Origin of the sequence: Lysobacter sp. Root690 (genome assembly GCF_001427785.1) — a bacterium.
GTDB lineage: Bacteria > Pseudomonadota > Gammaproteobacteria > Xanthomonadales > Xanthomonadaceae > Lysobacter.
The window spans coordinates 335,808-356,898 of the sequence record NZ_LMHM01000018.1; the positions used below are offsets into that span (position 1 = coordinate 335,808).

Sequence of the window (21,091 nt, forward strand, 5' to 3'; positions counted from 1 at the left end):
GCATCCCAGTGCCATGGGCCATTGGTTCAGGTTGCGGTGTGGCCGCTGCGTGACAAACGTCAGCGGCAGTGACTGACTGCGTGCGCTCGTCCGTGGAATGGAACTGCGCCCGGCTGTATCGAGCCGTTACCTCCCCGAATCAAATCGGCCTGAGCTCAAGGCGCCGTGGCGTCATGCGCGACGAACGCCGACTCGCCGTGCGGCAGTTGCAGCCACTCCGGATGGCTCAACGCACGCGCGATATCGCTCTGCCCCGACAGCCAATGCTCGCGCATCGCCACCCGGCCGAACTGATAGTCCTTGAAATGGCCGATCCGCGCGCGATCGCGGTAGATCAGATGGACCACGCTGTAGCGGCGGTCGCAGGCCAGTTCGGCCGCGTGCTGCGCCCAGGGATTGGTCTTGCGCACGGCCTCGGGGATTTCTTCCAGCAGCTCGCGCAGCAAGCGCCGGTAATGCTGGAACACCCGCTGGGTGTCGGTGATCAGGCGGGTGCGGCTGGAATACTGGATTTCCTTCTGCCGCTCGGCCACGTCGAGCAGGTTTTGCGGCAGATCGCCATGCGCATTCCACAGGTCCACCTGGAACACCAGGGTGTCGCTTCGCGGCGATGCGGTCAGCACCTGCGACAACGGCGTGTTGGACACCAGGCCGCCGTCCCAGTAGAACTCGCCGTCGATCTCGACCGCCGGAAACGCCGGCGGCAGCGCGCCCGAGGCGAGGATATGCCGCGCGTCCAGGCGCATCTGGGTGTTGTCGAAATACTCCAGGTTGCCGGTGCGCACATTGACCGCGCCGACGCTGACCCGGATGCCGCCGTCGTTGAGCCGATCGAAATCCACCATGCGCTCGAGCGTGGCGATCATCGGCGAGGTGTCGTAGAAGCTCGCCGCCGACGGCCCCGGCGGCGCGCCGAACAGCGCCATCGGATCCTGGCCGAGCCAACTGCGCGGTTGGTAGAAGCCATGCTGGCCTTCGACGATCGCGCGCCAGGCTTCCCAGGTATCGAGCCAGGCGCGGCTGTCGGCATCTATGTCGGCGAAGCGTGCTTCCTGGCCGAAGGTGGTCGACGGCAATAGATAGGGTTGCGAGATCGTGTCCCAGAATTCGCGCAACGCCTCCATGCGCCGCTGCGGCGGATTGCCGGCGATGATTGCGGTGTTGAACGCGCCGATCGAAATGCCGGCGATCCAGTTCGGCGCGATGCCGGCTTCGAACAGGCCTTGGTAGACCCCGGCCTGGTACGCGCCGAGTGCGCCGCCGCCTTGCAGGACCAGAGCTATGTTGTCGGGCAGGACGGGGGCGGTGTCGCGGGTGTGAGTCCGGCGGGTGTCGCCGCTGCGACGCGGATCAGCGTTGCCATCGGCGCGACCGTCATCGGCGCGCTTGGCCGCGCGCGACGTCGCCGCCTTGTCGGGTGCGCGCTTTTGCTCGCCCTTTCGATTTCGACCCTGTGCTGCGTTGACGGCTTCGACGGCCGCGGCTGGCGCGTCAGCCGGATCGATGAACGCCGCTCGCTGGCTGGTGCGTTTGCTCCCCGCTTGCTTAACGACGCGGTTGCCCGCCGTTTGCCTGGCGACATGTTTGCGTACCGCAGGCGTGGCCGCCGCCCGGGCTGTATTCGCGGACTTGGGCGGCTCTTTTTGCGCCGGTGCGTTGGCAGGCGGATCTTTTTTCGCCGGCGTGGCCGGCTTGGGGTCGCGCTTGGCCGGATCACGACGCGCCGGTTCGCGCTTGGCCGGCTCAGGCTCGCTGGCGCGCTTTGCGCTACCGGAAGGAGCGGCGTTGCGCCGGGTCGGGATGCGCGTGGTTGCCATGCTGACCGCCTTTTGCTGTGAAGAACTGCGGGGTGCTGCTTTGGAAGTTGCTGCTTGTGAAGTTACTACTTTGGTAGTTGCTGCTTTTGAAGGCGCCGCTTTCAAACTGCGAGTTAGATGCTCCGACGAAAAACAGGACACCTTGTTCCGGCGCCCAATGCCTTGTGCTCGTCATCCCCGCGAAGGCGGGGATCCAGAGACTTCAGCGCAAACTTTCAACACCGTCATTGCCGCGACTCTCTCGCCACCGTCATTCCCGCGAACGCGGGAATCCAGTGACTTTCGCTCCACCAAGTCACGACGATTCCAACTGGCGAAAAAGTCGCTGGATTCCCGCGTTCGCGGGAATGACGAGCAACGGCAGCCTGCATTCCCACATCCAGGGAGTGACGAGCAAAAGCAGGCGCCGCGATCAAATCGCTAGCGCAACCGCGTTACTGCATATACCACCCATGACTCACCACAAAACTCTGCCCCGTCAACGCCGCGCTCGGGAACTCGGCCAGGAAGCGCACCGTCTGCGCAACATCCTCGACCGTGGTGAACACACCGTCGACCGTATTACCGAGCATGACCTTTTTGATCACCTCGTCCTCGCTGATACCCAGTTCCTTCGCCTGCTCGGGAATCTGCTTGTCGACCAGCGGCGTGCGCACGAAGCCCGGGCAGATCACATGGCTGCGCACGTTGTGCTTGGCGCCTTCCTTCGCGAGCACCCGCGACAGCCCCAGCAGGCCGTGCTTGGCAGTGACGTAAGCCGATTTCAGCGGCGAAGCCTCGTGCGAATGCACCGAGCCCATGTAGATCACCGTGCCGCCCTTGTCGCCCTTGTACATATGCGGCAACGCCGCCTTGGTGGTCAGGAACGCGCCGTCGAGGTGGATCGCGAGCATCTTCTTCCAGTCGGCGAAGGCGTAGTTCTCGATCGGGTTGACGATCTGGATGCCGGCGTTGGAAATCAGGATGTCGATGCCACCGAGCTCGGCGACCACCCGCTCGATGCCGGCGTTGACCGCGGCTTCGTCGGTGACGTCCATCGCCACGCCGATGGCGCGGCCGCCGTTGCCGATGATTTCGTCCGCCACCGCCTGGGCTCCGGCCTGGTTGAGGTCGGCGATCGCGATCGCGGCGCCGGCACGGGCCAACTCGTGGGCGATTTCCTTGCCGATGCCGCTGGCGGCTCCGGTGACGACGGCGACTTTGCCTTGGATCGAGCTCATGCGTGGAACTCCTGGGATGCGATGCGGGAAGGACAGACGGGAAGAAAACGTGGCCCATGCGGGCGAACCGGCGGCCATTGTCGCCGCCCGGTGTTATCGCGGCGTGGCGGCGGATGCATCGCAGTGTCCCGTCGCGGGACATGGGTGAGCTATCGGACTTTCGTACGCGGTCAATGATTGACCGACACGCCCCGCTCCGGCTTTTGCTTGCGCTCCCTCTCCCGCCCAGCGGGAGAGGGCTGGGGTGAGGGCCCGAGCGGTTGACGCCACTTCACGCCAGCCTGTCGCCTGCCCTCATCCGGCCCTTCGGGCCACCTTCTCCCGCGCCGCGGGAGAAGGGACGTTCGCGCCCCTCAATCCTTCTTCTTGCCCTTCTTATCCTTCTTCTTTTTCTTGTCCTTCTTCTTATCTTTCTTCTTGGACTTCTTGTCCTTCTTGGGCTGCAGCATCGTGCCGGTACAGTTTTCCGAGCCGCAGCGGCATTCCCAGATCTTCTTGAGTTCCTTGGTGTGCTTCTCGGCCAGGGTGATGCCGTAGTTGTACGACAGCTCCTCGCCCGCGGCGATGTCGCGGATCGCCTCGATGAACACCCGGTCCTTGCGGCGGTCGTCGCCGTCGTCCTCTTCCAGCACCGCTTCGCAGCTCGGCGAGCAGCTGTGGTTGATCCAGCGCGCCGAATTGCCTTCGTAGTTGGCGTCGATCACGAACTCGTCGTTGAGCGTGAACAGGAAGGTGTGGCCCGAATCGGCGTCGCCGGTGTCGCCGGCATCGACCTCTTCGTGGCTGCGGCGGCGGCCCTTGTACTCAATGACGCGTTCGCCCTTGGCGATCGGGGCGACGGCGAATACACCGTTGCCGTGGATGGCGGAACGACGGGCGGCGATCTTGCGCGGCATGGGGATTCCCAACAATGACGAACGCGCATTCTGACCTGCCGCGCCGGTCGCCGCTATCGGCAGCCGTCGCCTTTCTTCCGCGACCTGCTTCGATCGCCCGCCCATCGTCCGGCCACGGTCCGCAACGCGGGGCCGCGCCGCGGCCCGCGCCGGGGGCGCCGAGCCCCCGATGAACACCCCGCTGAATTGCGCAAAACCACCCCGCTAGCCCCGCCCGGCATAAAAACGTACAATTTCGGTACGAATTCATCCCGAGCTTCCCCCACGATGCTCCGCGTCACCAAACTCACCGATTACGCCACGGTCGTCCTGACCGTCCTGGCGGCCGGCCCCGATCGCGTATTGAGCGCGTCGGAACTGGCCGAACGGGCGGGTCTGGAAGCGCCCACGGTCAGCAAGGTGCTCAAGCCGCTGGCCCAGGCCGGGCTGGTCGAAGGCTTCCGCGGCGCCAACGGCGGCTATCGCCTGGCCCGCGCCGCCGACGACATCGGCCTGATCGAGATCGTCGAGGCGATGGAAGGCCCGCTCGGCATGACCGAATGCAGCGTCCACGAAGGCCACTGCGGCCTGGAAAACCAGTGCGGCGTGCGCGCCAACTGGCGCCGCATCAACGACGTGGTCATCGAAGCGCTCAGCAACGTCACTTTGGCTCAAATGCTCGCACCCACCGCACCCCTTCCTCACGACACAGCCGCCAAGCGCATCGATCTGCGCCTGGCCGGCGCTTAGACAGTAGGCAGCCGCCATGGCCACCGACATCAAACCGACTCCCGCGCAGACGGGCGACATCGCCAATAAAGAGATCCACGAGCAGCTGGGTCGCCGCTACGAGGCCGGTTTCATCACCGACATCGAGTCCGACAGCCTGCCGCCGGGACTGGACGAGGACGTCATCCGCGCGCTCTCGGCCAAGAAGGACGAGCCGCAGTGGATGACCGACTGGCGTCTTGAGGCCTATCGCCATTGGCTGACCATGCCGATGCCGCACTGGGCCAAGCTCAACATCGCGCCGATCGATTTCCAGGCGCTGAGCTACTACAGCGCGCCGAAGGCCAAGTACGCCTCGCTCGACGAAGTGCCGCAGGAACTGCTCGACACCTACGACAAGCTCGGCGTGCCGCTGCACGAGCGCGCGCGCCTGGCCGGTGTCGCGGTCGACGCGGTGTTCGACTCGGTCTCGGTCGGCACCACCTTCCGCAAGGAACTGGCCGAGAAGGGCGTGATCTTCTGCTCGATGTCCGAAGCGATCCGCGAGCAGCCCGAGCTGGTCAAGAAGTACCTCGGCAGCGTGGTGCCGACCGGCGACAACTTCTTCGCCGCGCTCAACTCGGCGGTGTTCTCCGACGGCAGCTTCGTGTTCATTCCCAAGGGCGTGCGCTGCCCGATGGAACTGAGCACCTATTTCCGCATCAACGCCGGCCATACCGGTCAGTTCGAACGCACCTTGATCATCTGCGAGGACAAGGCCTACGTCTCGTACCTGGAAGGTTGCACCGCGCCGATGCGCGACGAAAACCAGCTGCACGCGGCGGTGGTCGAGCTGGTCGTGCTGGAAGACGCCGAGATCAAGTACTCGACCGTGCAGAACTGGTACCCGGGCGACGAAAACGGCAAGGGCGGCATCTACAACTTCGTGACCAAGCGCGGCGAATGCCGCGGCGCGCGCAGCAAGATCAGCTGGACCCAGGTCGAGACCGGTTCGGCGATCACCTGGAAATACCCCAGCTGCGTGCTGCTCGGCGACGATTCGACCGGCGAGTTCTACTCGGTCGCGCTGACCCATCACCGTCAGCAGGCCGACACCGGCACCAAGATGATCCACGTCGGCAAGCGCACCAAGTCCAAGATCATCAGCAAGGGCATCAGCGCCGGCCGCGGCCAGAACACCTATCGCGGCCTGGTCAAGATCGAGAAGAACGCCGCCGGCGCGCGCAACCACACCCAGTGCGACAGCCTGTTGATCGGCAAGAAGTGCGGCGCGCACACCTTCCCGTACATCGAGGTCAAGCACCCCGATGCGACGGTCGAGCACGAAGCGACCACCTCGAAGATCAGCGACGACCAGCTGTTTTACTGCCGCTCGCGCGGTATCGGCGAGGAAGACGCGGTGTCGATGATCGTCGACGGCTTCTGCAAGTCGGTGTTCCGCGAGCTACCCATGGAGTTCGCGGTCGAAGCGAAAAAACTGCTGGAAGTCAGCCTGGAAGGGTCGGTCGGATGATGCGCGTACTCGCTGTGTGCTGCCTGGCCGCGTTGACGGCCGCATGCTCCAAGACCCCGGAAACGCCGGCCGCGCAAGCGCCCGCGGCGACCGCCCCGGCGGCCAAACCCGCGCAAGCGGCCGAAGCGCCCGCGCCGGCCACGCCGACGGCGACGGTCGCGACGACCCAGTACGCGTTGCCGTTCACCAGCCAGGCCGAAGAAGGCGCGCCGGACGATCCGCGCATCGTGCGCTGGGGCGAAGGCCCCTGCGGCGCGACGCCGTACGCGCGGGTGACTTCAATCCCGCTCGACGATAAATCGCTGCTGGCCGACTACGTGGTCGAATTCGACAAGACCGGGCGCGAACTGCGCCGCTGGGGCAAACCTTACGAAGCCGACGTGATCGGCCTGGAAGGCGACTGGCTGCGCGTGCGCGCGAAGGACAGCGACGAAAAATCGCACGAGTTCCGCATCGACGTGGCGGGCCGCATCGAAGCCGTCGCCGACAAGGCGCAGCCGCTGGCGGATCGCTCGAAGATGATCGACTGCCCGAAGCTGCCGACCTTCGCCGAATCCGATTACGAACAGTGCTACGACGTCACCGACGCGGCCGGCGCGCAGCGCCGCCTCGCGTACGAAGGCGTCTGCGCCTGAGCGCGCGAACCCGCCGCCGCGCCGCGCGGGTTTCGTCGCATCGACTCATTCCGACTTTCCGATGACCCATTCCATGCTCAAGATCGAAAACCTTCACGTCCAAGTCGCCGGCAAGGACATCCTCAAGGGCCTGTCGCTGGATCTGCGGCCCGGTCAGGTCCACGCCATCATGGGACCCAATGGCGCCGGCAAATCCACTCTGGGCAACGTGCTGTCGGGCCGCGAAGGCTATGAGGTCACTCAGGGCACGGTCGAGTTCGAAGGCCGCGACCTGCTCGCGCTCGAGCCCGAGGAACGCGCCGCCGCCGGCGTGTTCCTGGCGTTCCAGTACCCGGTCGAAATCCCGGGCGTGAACAACACCTATTTCCTGCGCACCGCGCTCAATGCACAGCGCAAGGCGCGCGGCCAGGCCGAGCTCGACTCGATGCAGTTCCTCAAGCTGGTGCGCGAAAAACTCGCCGTGCTGCATCTGAAGGACGAACTGCTGCACCGCGGCGTCAACGAAGGCTTCAGCGGCGGCGAGAAGAAGCGCAACGAGATCTTCCAGCTCGCCCTGCTCGAACCCAAGCTGGCGATCCTCGACGAAACCGATTCGGGCCTGGACATCGATGCGCTCAAGGCGGTCGCCCACGGCGTCAACACGCTGCGCTCGCCCGATCGCGCGTTCCTGGTGATCACCCACTATCAGCGCCTGCTCGACTACATCAAGCCCGACGTGGTGCATGTGCTCGCCGACGGCCGCATCGTCGAGACCGGCGGCCCGGAACTGGCGCTGGAACTGGAAGCGCACGGCTACGAATGGCTCAAGGACCGCGTCGCACCGGAGAACGCGGCGTGATGCGCGGCGACCGGTGGTTGCAGGAGCGCGCCCGATGAGCGCCCTGCTCGACGCATTCGTCTCGGCCTTCGATGCGCTGCCCGTGCGCGAATCGGCCGGTCTGGGCGCGACCCGCCGCGCCGCGCTCGACGCGGCCCTGCGCGACGGCCTGCCCGGCCCGCGCACCGAGGCCTGGAAATACACCCCGCTGCGCTCGCTGGAGCGCCGCGCCTTCGTCGCCGCCGACGCCGCCCCGGCCGCGTTCGACAGCGCCGCGATCGCCGGCATCCCGGCGCCGCGCATCGTCTTCCACAACGGCCGCTACGACGCCGCGCAGTCCGACCTGACCGGCTTGCCGGCCGGCGTGTCGCTGCAGCCGCTGTCGCGGGTGCTGGCGCAAGGCGACGTGCGCGAAGCCAACTTCCTCGCCCGCCGCTACGAGCGCGCCGACGAAGTGTTCGCCCGCCTCAACGCCGCGCTCGCCGACGAAGGCGCGGTGCTGCGGGTGGACGCGGGCGTGCAGGCGCAGGTACCGGTGCATCTGGTGTTCGTCGGCAGCCCGGCCGCGGGCGATCGCGCCTGGCATCTGCGCCACCTGATCGAGCTGCGCGAAGGCGCCAGCCTGACCGTGGTCGAGCATCAGCTCGCCGCCGACAGCCACACCCATCTGAGCAACAGCCTGACCCACGTGCATCTCGCGCCGAACGCGACCTTGTCGCACGCGCGGGTGCAGGACGAAGCGCTCGGCGCGACCGTGATCGCGCGCACCGACGCGGTGCTCGCGGGCAACGCGCGCTATCGCCGCATCGATCTGGAACTGGGCGCGGCGCTGTCGCGTCACGAACTCAACGCCGCGCTGCACGGCGAAGCCGCGCAGGTCCACGCCAACGGCGTGCTGCTGGCAACCGGTCGCCGTCATCTCGACACCCGCTTAGGGATCGATCACGTCGGCCGCGACACCCAGTGCGAACTGATCTGGCGCGGCCTCGGCGCCGGCCGTTCGCGCGCCGCGTTCCACGGCGGCATCCTGATCCGCGAAGGCGCCGACGGCAGCAACGCCATGCTGTCGAACAAGAACCTGCTGCTCAGCGAAGGCGCCGAAATCGACACCCAGCCGGTGCTCGAGATCCACGCCGACGAAGTGCAGGCCGCGCACGGCGCGACCGTCGGCCAGCTCGACGCCAACGCGCTGTTCTACCTGCGCTCGCGCGGCGTGCCGGCCGAACAGGCGCGCGCCCTGCTGACCACCGCGTTCTGCCGCGAGACCTTGTCGCTGTTCGAAGACGACAGCGCGCGGGCGATGCTGGAAGTGCGGTTGAATCTGGCGCTGGAACGATTGATTTAAGAGCGAGGAAAACAGTGCAGAGGAGTGAGGAAAGAGTTCGGCCGCGCGATGACCGTTGAGCCAGACGCACTTACTCGTTTCTCACTTTTCTCCACTCGTTTCTCTCCCCACCAAGGTCTGATCAATGAACGCCGTCCCCAACTCTACCGACTGGGCCGCGGTACGCGCCGACTTCCCGGTGCTGACCCGCGAAGTCCACGGCAAGCCGCTGATCTATTTCGACTCGGCCAACACCGGCCAGAAGCCCGAAGCGGTGATCGCCGCGGTCGACGATTTCTATCGCCGCCATAACGCCAACGTCAGCCGCGCGGTGCATGCGCTGGGCTCGGAAGCGACCGAACTGTACGAAAGCGCGCGCAGCAAGCTCGCCCGTTTCCTCAACGTGCGCGGCGACGAGTTGGTGCTGTGCAGCGGCACGACGTTTGCGATCAATCTGGTCGCGTACTCGTGGGCGCTGCCGCGGCTCAAGGCCGGCGATGCGATCGTGCTCACGCGCATGGAGCACCACGCCAATATCGTGCCGTGGCAACTGGTCGCGCAGCGCACCGGCGCGGTGATCAAGGTCGCCGAGATCGACGAGCGCGGCCAGCTCGACCTGGATCAGCTGTATTCGCTGCTCACGCCCGAAGTGAAACTGCTGGCGCTGACCCACGTCTCCAACGTGCTCGGCACGGTCAACCCGGTGCGCGAGATCTGCCGCGAGGCGCGCAAGCGCGGCATCGTCACCCTGATCGACGGCTCGCAGGCGGCGCCGCACCGGCCGCTCGACATCGCCGCGATCGGCTGCGATTTCTACGCGATCACCGGCCACAAGATGAGCGGCCCGACCGGCACCGGCGCGCTGTGGGCGCGGCGCGAACACCTCGACGCGATGCCGCCGTTCATCGGCGGCGGCGAGATGATCAAGGAAGTGCGGTTCGAAGGCACCGTGTTCGCCGACGGCCCGCGTCGCTTCGAGGCCGGCACGCCGAACATCGCCGGTTTCGCCGGGCTCGGCGCCGCGGTCGACTATCTGTCGGCATTGGGCATGGCCAATATCGAAGCGCGCGAACAGGCTCTGCTGAGCCGCTTCACCGACGCCTTGAAGCAAGTGCCCGGCCTGCGTATTTTCGGCGAGGCCGCCGACAAGGCCGCGGTGGTGAGCTTCCTGATCGAAGGCGCGCATGCGCACGACCTGGCCACCCTGCTCGACCTGGAAGGCGTCGCGATCCGCTCCGGCCATCACTGCGCGCACCCGCTGATGCAACACTTCGGCGTGCCGGCGACCTGCCGCGCATCGCTGGCTTACTACAATACGTTCGAAGAGATCGACGCCTTCGTGACCGCCCTGACCAAGGTACGCAAACTACTCGCATGACCGACGACACCATCAAATTCCGCGCCGCCACGCTCGCCGACACCGACGCGGTGGTCGCGCTGGTCGAATCGGCCTATCGCGGCGATTCCGGCCGCCGCGGCTGGACCACCGAGGCCGACATTCTCGACGGCCGCCGCACCGGCCCGGACGAAATCGAAAGCGTGCTGGGCAAGGCGCAGGGCATGATCCTGATCGCCGAGCGCGCCGACGCATCGGGCGAGCTGCTGGCCTGCGCGCATATCGCGGTCGAGGACGACGGCAGCGGCTACTTCGGCATGTTCTCGGTCAATCCGACCCTGCAGGGCGGCGGCATCGGCAAGCGCGTGCTGGCCGAAGCCGAGCGCGTCGCGCGCGAGCAATGGAACCTGAGCGTGATCCGCATGAGCGTGATCAACGTGCGCGAGGAACTGATCGAGTTCTACGTGCGCCGCGGCTACGAGCGCACCGGCCGATTCGAACCGTTCCCCTACGGCGACGCGCGCTTCGGCCTGCCCAAGCGCGACGACCTGAGTTTCGAAATCCTGGAAAAGAAGCTGTAATACCGGGTTCGGATTCGGGATGGGCGCAAGTCGCGCTGTTGCGAATCCCGAATCCCCAATCTCGAATCGCGTACCAAAGGAAGCCGCCATGGGCGATTGGATTTTCGTCTGCGCCACTTCGCAACTGCTGCCGGGCGAATCCACCGTCGCCTGGGACGGCGACACCGCGATCTTCGTCTGCAATTACGACGGCGATTACTACGCGCTGGAAGACCGCTGCTCGCACGAGGACTTCGAATTGTCCTCGGGCACCTTCGACAGCGAGGAAGCGACGATCGAATGCGTGCTGCACGGCGCGCGTTTCGACGTCCGCGACGGCCGCCCACTGTGCGCGCCGGCCTACGAACCGGTGCCGAAGTTTCCGGTCAAGGTCGAAGACGGCGGGGTGTGGACCCGCGACGATCGCGAGTAGAACGCTCCAGCGCGAACGCCTCGTTCGCCTTCTTCCAGCGTCGCCGCTGCACCGCCCGAAGCCAATCGCTCCCACATGCGCGGCCTTGGCCGCGAAGTTTTATGTGGGCGGGGCTCCAGCTCCGACGTTCTTCTTTCAGATCACCACGTTGCTTCGCCCCGTGAGGCAAGAGGCAGTGCGCAGCGAGCCGAGCCGGAAGCCTCGGGACTGGCCCTTCCCTCGCTGCTGACGCGACGCTGACGTCTGGCGGGATGCGTCGGCGCCGCATTGCGAAAACGAATGGTCAGTTGGGCGAGACCTCATGCAGCGTTGAGCAACACGAGCCATGACATTTCCTTCTCCCGCAAAGCGGAGAAGGTGCCCGAAGGGCGGATGAGGGCAAGCGCGACCGAGTCGCCGAGGGAGATTCGGCTTTCAGGCCCTCGCCCCAACCCCTCTCCCGGGCTTCGAGAGAGGGGCTCGTTAAACCGCGACCCACCGCCCAATCAGCGCCCCGTTTACGCACACTAATGTGACGAAAACGGTTACAGGCCGCCCTTCACATTCATTTTTCGTTGCAAATGAGAATTCATCTCATTAAGATCGCGGCCTGACGCGGCCTTGCGCCGCCCTTCCCTGCCCCTCCCAGAGATTCCCATGTCGACCACGAAGTTCGTCGTGTCGCCGCTTGCCGGCGCGCTCGCTCTTGCCCTCACTCTGCCCGTGTTCGCCGCCCCCGCGCCGGACCCCCAGGCCAAGGACGTCGAAGGCGTCGAAGTCCACGGACAGCGCATTCAGAAGGCCAGCAGCGGCAAGTACACCGCGAACCTGCGCGACACCCCGCAGACGATCACCGTGATCGACCGCAACACCATCGACGGCCAGAACCTGCTGTCGCTGACCGACATCCTCAGCACCCTGCCCGGCATCACCTTCGGCGCCGGCGAAGGCGGCGGCGGTTTCGGCGACAAGATCAACCTGCGCGGCTTCGACGCCAGCAGCGACATCACCGTCGACGGCGTGCGCGACAGCGGTCTGTACAGCCGCACCGATCCGTTCAACCTGGAATCGGTAGAAGTCATCAACGGCGCCAACTCGGTGTACTCCGGCGCGGGCTCGGTCGGCGGCACCATCAACCTGGTGACCAAGAGCGCCGGCCTCAACGAATTCCATAAGGCCTCGATCGCCGCCGGCACCGACAGCTACGCGCGCGTCACCGCCGACAGCAACTTCGTGCTCGGCGAAAGCTCGGCGCTGCGCCTGAACATCATGGGCCACCAGAACGACGTGCCGGGCCGCGATATCGAAACCAATGAGCGCTGGGGCGCGGCCGCCTCGCTGGCGTTCGGCCTGGGCAGCGACACCACCTGGTCCTTGAACTACCTGCACCAGGAAGACGAGAACACCCCGCAGTACGGCCTGCCGTTCTTCAACGGCGACGGCCTGCCGGGCGTGGATCGCGGCAACTACTACGGTTACAGCAATATCGACCGGCAGGACATCGAGCTCGACTCGCTGACCTCGACCATCGAGCATTCGTTCAACGATCGCTTCAAGATCCGCAACCTGACCCGCTGGCAGCAGGTCGACCAGTTCTCGCTGGTCGACGCCGTGCAGGGCACCTGGTGCCTGGCCAACAACCGCACCCCGACCGGCGCCACCTGCGGCGCCACGCGCCCGGGCAACTACAGCCCGAGCGGCCCGCGCGGCTACGGTCGCGATACGCGCAACACCACGATTTACAACCAGACCGATCTGACCACCACCTTCAACACCGGTGCGATCGAACACAACCTGGTCGCGGGCTTCTCGATCCTGCACGAGAAGTTCGACCTCGACGTCACCAGCGATTTCCGCAACCCCAACGGCACCAACCCGTACATCGCCGGCCTGCCGCAGATGAACATCGCCAACCCCGATCACATCTATCGCGGCCCGCTCAATCGCACCCTCACCGGCCAGACCGAAGGCGAACTCGACAACCGCGCGCTGTACGTGTTCGACACGCTCAAGTTCAACGAACACTGGCAGCTGAGCCTGGGCGCGCGCTACGAGCGCAACGAGGGCAAGACCAACAACGCCGTCGTCGTGCAGGCCCCGACCACCGTCGGCGGCGCGCTGCCGGCGCTGCCGATCGGCACCATCACCGGTTATGGCGTGCCGTTCAAGAGCAACGACGATCTGTTTTCCTACCGCGCCGGCCTGGTCTACAAGCCGGTCGAGAACGGCAGCATCTACATCGCCTACGGCAACTCCAAGACCCCGTCGAAGGCCTCGGTCAACGGCTCGTGCACCGCGCAGACCTGCTCGGTCGATCCGGAAACCGCGGTCAACTACGAAATCGGCACCAAGTGGGACTTCGCCGACGGCCGCATCGCGCTGACCGGCTCGGTGTTCCGCAACGACCGCAAGAACTATAAGGTCGCCGACCTCGACAACCCGGCCAACCTGTCCGGCCTGCAGCAGCTCGACGGCCAGGCGCGCGTCGACGGCGTCATGCTCGGCGTGTCCGGCCTGATCACCGACCAGTGGGCGGTCTACGCCAACTACGCCTTCCTTGACAGCGAAGTGCTGCAGGGCGTGTCGAACCGTCAGGCCGGCCTGGGCCTGGACTACACCAAGGGCGACCGCCTGACCAACGTGCCGGAGCACTCCTTCAGCCTGTGGACCACCTACGACCTGAGCCCGAAGTGGCAGATCGGTTATGGCGCGACCTATCAGGGCAAGATCTGGCTGACCCAGCACAGCGCGACCAACGTCAACGGCCCGCTGACCACCTACGGCAGCTACTGGACCCACCGCGCGATGATCAACTACAAGATCAACCGCTCGGCCTCGCTGCAGCTCAACGTCAACAACCTGACCGATGAGGATTACTTCACCCGTATCCGCAACAACGGTTGGGCGACCCCGGGCGACGGCCGCCAGTTCGTGCTGAGCGCCAACTTCGCCTTCTAAGCGGGCGCATCGGTGCGGCGCGCCAGTGGCACGCCGCATCGGGTTCACGTTCTAATCGGACTTCCAACGTCCACGCGCGCCGCCCGGGCCCTCCCGGGCGGCCGCATTGAGGAAAACCATGCTGCTGCACGTTCCCAAGGTCCTCACCGCCGAACAGGTCGCCCATTGCCGGGCCCGCCTGGATCAAGCCGGCTGGGCCGATGGACGCATCACCGCCGGCCATCAGTCGGCCAAGGCCAAGGACAACGCGCAGTTGCCGGAAACCGATCCGGTCGCGCGCGAACTCGGGCCGCTCATTCTCGACGCGCTGGCGAAGAACTCGACCTTCTTCTCCGCCGCGCTGCCGCAGCGGGTCTACCCGCCGCTGTTCAACCGCTACGCCGGCGGCCAGTCGTTCGGTTTCCATGTCGACAACGCGATCCGCTACGACCGCAGCCGCGGCGGCATGGATGCGGTGCGCACCGATCTGTCGGCGACCTTGTTCCTGAGCGCGCCGGAGGAATACGACGGCGGCGAACTGGTCATCGAAGACACCTACGGCACCCATAACGTCAAGCTCGCCGCCGGCGATCTGGTGCTGTACCCGGGCACCAGCCTGCACAAGGTCACCCCGGTCACCCGCGGCGCGCGCATCGCCTCGTTCTTCTGGATCCAGAGCCTGGTCAGCGAAGACGCGCAGCGTCGGTTGATGTTCGAACTCGACATCTCGATCCGCCGCCTCACCGCCGACGTGCCCGATCATCCGGCGCTGGTGCAGTTGACCGGCGTCTATCACAACCTGCTGCGGCGCTGGAGCCAGCCGTGAGCGCGATCGGCGACGAACACGCGCCGCACGCCGCCGCGCGACGCGAGGCCGATCCGAATCGCCGCGCGTACTGGCTGAAGACCCTGCACCGCTGGCACTGGATCAGCGCCGCGCTCAGTCTGGTCGCGCTGCTGCTGTTTTCGGTCACCGGCATCACCTTGAACCATGCCGCGCAGATCGAATCCGAGCCGCATGTGGTCAACGTCAAGGAAACCCTGCCGGCCAGCCTGCTGCGCAGCCTCAAGAAAGAACCGGCGGCCGACGCGCCGTTGCCCGGCGCGGTCAACGACTGGCTCGCTGATGCGTTGGATGTGCGCACCGCCGGGCGCAAGGGCGAGTGGTCCGACAGCGATGTCTATGTGTCGTTGCCGCGTCCCGGCGGCGATGCGTGGATCAGCATCGACCGCGAGAGCGGCGCGATCGAATACGAACGCACCGATCGCGGCTGGATCGCCTGGCTCAACGACCTGCACAAGGGCCGCAACACCGGCGCCGCATGGCGCTGGTTCATCGACCTGTTCGCGGTGGCGTGTCTGTTGTTCGCGTTCACCGGCCTGTGGCTGCTGCAATTGCACGCGCGCCAACGCGGCAAGACCTGGCCGCTGGTCGTGGCCGGTCTGACGATCCCGCTGCTGGTCATCCTTCTTTTCATGCACTGAACATCCGTTTTCAAGCACTGCAGGAGCGATCCATGAAACTGTCGTCGTTCAAGGTCCTGATTCCCGCGTTGGCGCTGCCGCTGCCGGCGTTCGCGGCCGATCTGGAACTCAAGATCGAAATTCCGCGGATCAACGCGGCCGAGTACCACCGTCCCTACGTCGCGGCGTGGATCGAAAAATCCGACAACACCGTCGCCAGCAATCTCGCGGTCTGGTACGACCTGGACATGAAGAACGGCGAAGGCACCAAGTGGCTCAAGGACATGCGCCAGTGGTGGCGCCGCAGCGGCCGCACCCTGAGCATGCCGGTCGACGGCGTCAGCGGCGCGACCCGCCCGGTCGGCAGCCACGCGGTGTCGTTCAAGGGCAACAGCAAGCAACTCGCCGGCCTGAGCCCGGGCAGCTACACCCTGGTGGTCGAAGCCGCGCGCGAAGTCGGCGGCCGCGAAATGCTGACGATTCCGTTCGAATGGCCGGCCAAGGCGCAGACGCTGTCGGCCCAGGGCAAGACGGAACTGGGCAAGGTCGGGCTGGTCGTCAAGCCCTGAAAGGCTGGGAATCGGGAATGGGGAGTCGGGAATCGTTAAAGCCCGCTTCGACCCAGGCCGATCCCGCACTGCTGCTCTTACGATTCCCGATTCTCGACTCCCTATTCCCGGACTCAAATCATGAAGACCAAACTCACTCTCGTCACCGCGCTCGCGCTCGCCACGCTCGGCCTGGCCACCACCGCGCAGGCGCATAAGGCCTGGCTGCAGCCGTCGCAAACGGTGTTCTCCGACAAGGGCTCGTGGATGACGGTCGATGCGGCCGTGTCCAACGACCTGTTCTATTTCAATCACGTGCCGCTGCCGCTGGAACGTCTGCACGTGACCGCGCCGGACGGCAGCAAGGTCGAACCGCAGAACGGTTCGACCGGCAAGCTGCGCAGCGTGTTCGACCTGCAGCTTCAGCAGGAAGGCACCTACAAGATCGCGATGAACAACGAAGGCATGTTCGCCAGCTACAAGCTCGGCGGCGAAGCCAAGCGCTGGCGCGGCAAGGCCAGCGAGTTCGCCACCGGTATTCCGGCCGGCGCGACCGAGGTCGAAGCCTCCGAAAGCCTGGGCCGGGTGGAAACCTTCGCCACCGTCGGCAAGCCGAGCACCACCGTGTTCGCCACCACCGGCAAGGGCATCGAGCTGGTCCCGGTGACTCATCCGAACGATTTGTTCGCCGGCGAGTCGGCGACGTTCCAGTTGCTGGTCGACGGCAAGCCGGCTTCGGGCCTGAAGATCGAAATCGTTCCGGGCGCGACCCGTTACCGCAACGAGCAAAGCGAAATCCACGCCACCACCGGCGCCGACGGCAAGTTCGAAGTGAAGTGGGCGCAGCCGGGCATGTATTGGCTGGAAACCGCGAGCGAAGACAAGAAGACCACGCTGCCGCAGGCCAAGCAGCGTCGTCTGAGCTACGTCGCCGTGTTCGAAGTGCTGCCGCAGTAAGTCGATGTCGCAAGCCGTGCCGCAACCGACGTGGTCGTGGTCGGGCGCCTGGGGCGCTCCGGCCGCGGCTATGCACGAGCTGCGCGGCGTGACGATGGGCACGCGGTGGTCGGTCAAGTTGATCGCCGCCGCGTCGGCCCTGGCCGCGCTTGAACGCGGCATCCAGGCGCGACTGAACGAAGTCGTCGCGCAGATGAGCACCTGGGAAACCGATTCGCATATCAGCCGTTACAACCGCGCGCCGGCCGGCAGCGTGCATGCATTGCCGGTCGAATTCGCCGAGGTGATGGACGCCGCGTTGGCGCTCGCTGCCGATACCGACGGTGCTTACGATCCGAGCCTCGGTGCGTTGGTTGATTTGTGGGGTTTCGGTCCCGCCGGTCCGAGCGCGCATGCGCCCGACGCGGCGTCGCTCGCTCACGCGCGCGAACACGTGGGCTGGCGACGCTTGCGCTGGAATGCGGCCACGCGTGAACTTACCCAACCCGGCGATGCCTGCATCGATCTGTCGTCGATCGCGAAAGGCTACGGCGTCGATCGCGTCGCCAATTGGCTGTTGCAGCAAGGCGTGAGCGATTGTCTGGTCGAAGTCGGCGGCGAGTTGCGCGGGCATGGCCGCAAGCCCGATGGCAGCGCCTGGCGGATCGCGGTCGAACAACCCGGTGGCGACGACAACGAAGCCGCCGCGGTCATCGCCCTGGATGGCCTGTCGATCGCGACCTCCGGCGATTACCGCCGCTACTTCGATGACGACGGCCAACGTTACGCGCACACCCTCGATCCACGCAGCGGCCGGCCGATCGCCAACGAAGTCGCCTCGGTCACCGTGCTGCACGCACAATGCATGCACGCCGACGCGCTGGCGACCGCGCTGAGCGTGCTCGGTCCGCATGCGGGTCTGGCCTACGCCAATCGCAAACATCTTGCCGCCTTGTTCGTGTTACGCGACGGCGATAGCTTCATCACCCGCGCCACACCGGCCTTCGTCGCCTTGCAACGTTCCGTATGACCTCAGCGCCCGCACCGTCCCGCCGACGCATCGATCTGAGCCTGATCGGCAATTCGCTGGTCGTGATCGGATTGATCGCGCTCGCGCTGTGCCTGTCGCAATGGCAGGCCGAACCCTTGCAATGGTCGTCGCCGGGACGCGGGCGGTTGTGGCTCGCCGCCGCGCTGGTCGCGGCCTACGCCGGTTTCGTCGCCGCGGTCGCGTACTCGCGTCGCCGCCGCGCGCGCGCATCCGCGCTGCCGACCATCGTCGAACAACAGCGCGGCGACTGGCTGGTCGCATTCGCCAGCCAGACCGGTTTCGCCGAGCAACTCGCGCGGCGCAGCTGGGAAGCGTTGCGCGACGCCGGCCTGCGCGCTGATCTGGCGGTGCTCGGCAATCTCGACGCCGCGCAACTGTCGCAGTATTCGCGCGTGCTGTTCGTGGTCAGCACCACCGGCGAAGGCGACGCGCCGGATTCCTCGGCGCGCTTCGTGCGCCGGGTCATGGCGCACGGCGCCCATCTCGCCTCGATGCGCTATGGCGTACTCGCCCTGGGCGATCGCGAATACGCCGAATACTGCGCGTTCGGCCATCGCCTCGACCATTGGCTGCGTCATGCCGGCGCGCAGCCGCTGTTCGATCTGGTCGAAGTCGACAACGGCGAAGCCGGCGCGTTGCGGCATTGGCAGCACCACTTGGGTCAACTCGCCGGACGCACCGATCTGCCCGACTGGAGCGCGCCCTCGTATCGCCCCTGGCGATTGAGCGAACGGCGATTGTCCAATCCCGGCAGCGTCGGCGGCGCGGCGTTCCATATCGCGCTGGTTCCGGCTGATGGCGCGGCACTGGAGTGGCAGGCCGGCGATATCGCCGAAATCGGTCCGCGCAACAGCGCCGATGAGGTCGCGCAGTGGTTGCTCGCGGTCGGTCACGACGGCGATGCCTCGGTGCGCATCGACGATGCGAACACAACCTTGTCCGAGTTGCTGACGCGTTCGCGCTTGCCGGATGCCACGTCGTTGGCGGGACGCAGCGCTCAGGCCATCGCCGATGCGCTCAAGGCGTTGCCGCATCGCGAATACTCGATCGCTTCTGTTCCGGCCGATGGTTCGCTGCAGCTCTTGGTCCGGCAGATGCATCGCGACGATGGACGACTGGGCAGCGGCAGCGGCTGGCTGACCGCCCATGCCGCGCTCGATGCGACGATCGATCTGCGCATCCGCGACAACCCGTCCTTCCATGCGCCCGCCGACGCGCGGCCGATGATCCTGATCGGCAACGGCACCGGCCTGGCCGGCCTGCGCGCCTTGCTCAAGACCCGCATCGCCTCCGGCCACCGCCGCAACTGGCTGCTGTTCGGCGAGCGCAACGCCGCCTGCGATCTGCACTACCGCGATGAACTTGAACAGTGGCGTGCGCAGGCCGCGATCGAACGCGTCGACTACGCGTTTTCGCGCGATGGCGCGGCGCGGGTGTACGTGCAGGATCTGCTGCGCGAACGTATCGACTCGCTGCGCGAGTGGGTCGCGCACGGCGCGGCGATCTATGTTTGTGGCAGTCTGGAGGGCATGGCGCCCGGGGTCGAGGCCGTGCTGCACGAAGCGCTCGGCGTGGACCTGCTGGAGACGATGGCAGCCGATGGGCGCTATCGCCGCGATGTGTATTGACGATTGCGCTCCGCCGCGACTGTATCCGACCGAACACGGGCCGACGCCATGAGCCACGACGCACGCGATGCGCAGTATCGGGAAATATGGGTTGAAGGCCCGCAAGGACAGCAGCTGTGCGCGCTGATCAACGGCGAGCTGGGTTGGCTCATGTATCTGCGCGAACCCGGCGACGCCGGCATGAGTTCGCGCAATCCGGACTACGACGGTCCCGAGGCGGCCAGCATCGACTACCTGCTGGAAAACGGCCAGCGCGATGAATACCCGGCGAGTTGGGCGCTGCCGGTCGCGACCTTGCAACGCGCGATCGACGCCTTCCGCGCCGACGGCCTGCCTCCCGCGTTCGTCCTGTGGCATCGGGACGATTGAGCGGCTCGCGGCCTAGACCGGCGCCACCCGCACCAGCAGCACTTCGCCGCCGCCTTCCAGCACATGCCGCAGCCGTTCGCTGCCCGCGGCGAGGATCGCGGTATCGCCGGCCTGCAGCGGCGGCAGGCCCGCGTCGGGGGCGAAGCGCGCCTGTCCGGCCAGCAGATGCACCGCCCAGGTCTGGTGAGGCTCGGCGAAGATCACCATCGGCCCGACCAGCGGCCGGTGCCAGAGCTCGGCGCGAACCCGCTCGCGCTGCCACATCAGATTGAAATCGTGGGTCACCCCGTCGAGCAATTCGCCGCGCACCCCGCGCTCGCCGGCGAAACGCAGTTTGTCGTGCGGCGGCATCAGTTCGTGCGACTCGCCGTCGTCGAAACGCAGGCGCAGGCCGTTGCCGCTGAGCAGGACCAGTTCGCGATCGATCCCCGGAAACGCCGAGAACGGCGCGTCGGCCTCGATCTCGGCGATCGACAGGCGCCAGTCCCAGTCCTCGCCGGTCGCCGGGCGGTCCAGGCCGTCGCCGCGGCGCATGCGCACGATCTCGCGGGTCCAGCCGAACTGGTTGCGCCAGCGTTCGCGGCGGTATTCGTTGGCGGGGATGGTCCAGGACAGGCTGTCGGACATGGCGTGGGTCGGATCGCGGCGGGACGCTGAGTCTAGTGGCTCGGTCGAGCCAGGCCCAGGGGCCGTGCGGGGTGGGAGTGGACGGGCTAAAAGCGAATCCCCCCTGCCCCCCTTTTCCAAAGGGGGGGAACACTTCAGGCAGGGTTGAATGGGCTTGGGAAGATTGCCGCTTCGGAGAGGATTCGAATCGATGCTGGCGCAACTGAGCGCAAAACCGAGCGGCTTCGGAACCCGACTCCCGACTCCCGACTCCCGACTCCCGACTCCCGACTCCCGACTCCCGACTCCCGACT

19 protein-coding genes and 1 pseudogene are annotated in these 21,091 nt (G+C 66.3%); 16 read left to right on the forward strand and 4 right to left on the reverse strand.

Annotated elements, in window-relative coordinates; genetic code table 11:
• Nucleotides 1–155: 155 nt before the first annotated feature.
• The 3 genes and pseudogenes from ASD86_RS24575 to ASD86_RS24585 all read right to left on the reverse strand — a co-directional run.
• Complete coding sequence (locus ASD86_RS24575) at nucleotides 156–1,817, reverse strand: patatin-like phospholipase family protein (protein WP_082578689.1); 1,662 nt, start codon at nucleotides 1,815–1,817, stop codon at nucleotides 156–158.
• A 434-nt stretch (nucleotides 1,818–2,251) separates the two neighbouring features.
• Nucleotides 2,252–3,037 (reverse strand): 3-hydroxybutyrate dehydrogenase, encoded by a 786-nt coding sequence (locus ASD86_RS24580; protein WP_056117006.1) that lies wholly within the window; start codon nucleotides 3,035–3,037, stop codon nucleotides 2,252–2,254.
• Nucleotides 3,038–3,468: 431 nt separating this feature from the next.
• Nucleotides 3,469–3,933: pseudogene (locus ASD86_RS24585) on the reverse strand (SET domain-containing protein-lysine N-methyltransferase); the annotation flags it as partial.
• Nucleotides 3,934–4,200: 267 nt separating this feature from the next.
• Between ASD86_RS24585 and ASD86_RS24590 the strand changes: the two are divergent.
• The 16 genes from ASD86_RS24590 to ASD86_RS24665 all read left to right on the forward strand — a co-directional run bounded on the left by ASD86_RS24590 (nucleotide 4,201) and on the right by ASD86_RS24665 (nucleotide 20,171).
• The gene (locus ASD86_RS24590) at nucleotides 4,201–4,662 is read left to right on the forward strand and encodes an SUF system Fe-S cluster assembly regulator (RefSeq protein WP_046655838.1); all 462 of its coding nucleotides are present in this window, start codon (nucleotides 4,201–4,203) and stop codon (nucleotides 4,660–4,662) included.
• A gap of 16 nt (nucleotides 4,663–4,678) precedes the next feature.
• Nucleotides 4,679–6,154, forward strand: a complete 1,476-nt coding sequence (gene sufB, locus ASD86_RS24595) for a Fe-S cluster assembly protein SufB (protein WP_056117007.1) — start codon at nucleotides 4,679–4,681, stop codon at nucleotides 6,152–6,154.
• Nucleotides 6,154–6,789: a hypothetical protein gene (locus tag ASD86_RS24600; protein ID WP_157477101.1), complete on the forward strand. Its 636-nt coding sequence runs from the start codon at nucleotides 6,154–6,156 to the stop codon at nucleotides 6,787–6,789. Before sufB ends, ASD86_RS24600 begins: the two co-directional genes overlap by 1 nt.
• Before the next feature lie 73 nt (nucleotides 6,790–6,862).
• On the forward strand, nucleotides 6,863–7,627 hold the full coding sequence (gene sufC, locus ASD86_RS24605; RefSeq protein WP_056117429.1) for a Fe-S cluster assembly ATPase SufC: 765 nt from the start codon (nucleotides 6,863–6,865) through the stop codon (nucleotides 7,625–7,627).
• A gap of 34 nt (nucleotides 7,628–7,661) precedes the next feature.
• Nucleotides 7,662–8,951 carry a Fe-S cluster assembly protein SufD gene (sufD, locus tag ASD86_RS24610; RefSeq protein ID WP_056117011.1) on the forward strand — a complete coding sequence of 430 codons (1,290 nt, stop codon included), beginning with the start codon at nucleotides 7,662–7,664 and terminating at the stop codon, nucleotides 8,949–8,951.
• Nucleotides 8,952–9,075: 124 nt separating this feature from the next.
• On the forward strand, nucleotides 9,076–10,308 hold the full coding sequence (locus ASD86_RS24615) for a cysteine desulfurase (protein WP_056117013.1): 1,233 nt from the start codon (nucleotides 9,076–9,078) through the stop codon (nucleotides 10,306–10,308).
• A complete protein-coding gene (locus ASD86_RS24620; protein WP_056117016.1) occupies nucleotides 10,305–10,847 on the forward strand; it encodes a GNAT family N-acetyltransferase in 543 nt (180 codons plus the stop codon). Before ASD86_RS24615 ends, ASD86_RS24620 begins: the two co-directional genes overlap by 4 nt.
• Before the next feature lie 88 nt (nucleotides 10,848–10,935).
• Nucleotides 10,936–11,259: a non-heme iron oxygenase ferredoxin subunit gene (locus tag ASD86_RS24625; RefSeq protein WP_036110399.1), complete on the forward strand. Its 324-nt coding sequence runs from the start codon at nucleotides 10,936–10,938 to the stop codon at nucleotides 11,257–11,259.
• Nucleotides 11,260–11,895: 636 nt separating this feature from the next.
• On the forward strand, nucleotides 11,896–14,196 hold the full coding sequence (locus ASD86_RS24630; RefSeq protein WP_056117018.1) for a TonB-dependent receptor: 2,301 nt from the start codon (nucleotides 11,896–11,898) through the stop codon (nucleotides 14,194–14,196).
• Between the two features lie 118 nt (nucleotides 14,197–14,314).
• Nucleotides 14,315–15,001, forward strand: coding sequence for a Fe2+-dependent dioxygenase (locus ASD86_RS24635; protein ID WP_056117021.1), 687 nt, complete (start codon nucleotides 14,315–14,317; stop codon nucleotides 14,999–15,001).
• A gap of 5 nt (nucleotides 15,002–15,006) precedes the next feature.
• Nucleotides 15,007–15,660 carry a PepSY-associated TM helix domain-containing protein gene (locus ASD86_RS24640; RefSeq protein WP_056117432.1) on the forward strand — a complete coding sequence of 218 codons (654 nt, stop codon included), beginning with the start codon at nucleotides 15,007–15,009 and terminating at the stop codon, nucleotides 15,658–15,660.
• Between the two features lie 32 nt (nucleotides 15,661–15,692).
• On the forward strand, nucleotides 15,693–16,208 hold the full coding sequence (locus ASD86_RS24645) for a DUF2271 domain-containing protein (protein ID WP_046655827.1): 516 nt from the start codon (nucleotides 15,693–15,695) through the stop codon (nucleotides 16,206–16,208).
• A gap of 120 nt (nucleotides 16,209–16,328) precedes the next feature.
• Nucleotides 16,329–17,144 carry a DUF4198 domain-containing protein gene (locus ASD86_RS24650; RefSeq protein ID WP_056117023.1) on the forward strand — a complete coding sequence of 272 codons (816 nt, stop codon included), beginning with the start codon at nucleotides 16,329–16,331 and terminating at the stop codon, nucleotides 17,142–17,144.
• 4 nt (nucleotides 17,145–17,148) lie between these two features.
• Nucleotides 17,149–18,153 carry an FAD:protein FMN transferase gene (locus ASD86_RS24655; RefSeq protein WP_056117026.1) on the forward strand — a complete coding sequence of 335 codons (1,005 nt, stop codon included), beginning with the start codon at nucleotides 17,149–17,151 and terminating at the stop codon, nucleotides 18,151–18,153.
• Nucleotides 18,150–19,802, forward strand: a complete 1,653-nt coding sequence (locus ASD86_RS24660; RefSeq protein WP_056117029.1) for a sulfite reductase subunit alpha — start codon at nucleotides 18,150–18,152, stop codon at nucleotides 19,800–19,802. Before ASD86_RS24655 ends, ASD86_RS24660 begins: the two co-directional genes overlap by 4 nt.
• Nucleotides 19,803–19,850: 48 nt before the next feature.
• A complete protein-coding gene (locus ASD86_RS24665; protein WP_056117031.1) occupies nucleotides 19,851–20,171 on the forward strand; it encodes an Imm1 family immunity protein in 321 nt (106 codons plus the stop codon).
• A 12-nt stretch (nucleotides 20,172–20,183) separates the two neighbouring features.
• On the opposite strand, the gene ASD86_RS24670 is transcribed toward ASD86_RS24665, so the two are convergent.
• Nucleotides 20,184–20,798 carry a HutD family protein gene (locus tag ASD86_RS24670; protein WP_056117034.1) on the reverse strand — a complete coding sequence of 205 codons (615 nt, stop codon included), beginning with the start codon at nucleotides 20,796–20,798 and terminating at the stop codon, nucleotides 20,184–20,186.
• Between the last annotated feature and the right edge of the window lie 293 nt (nucleotides 20,799–21,091).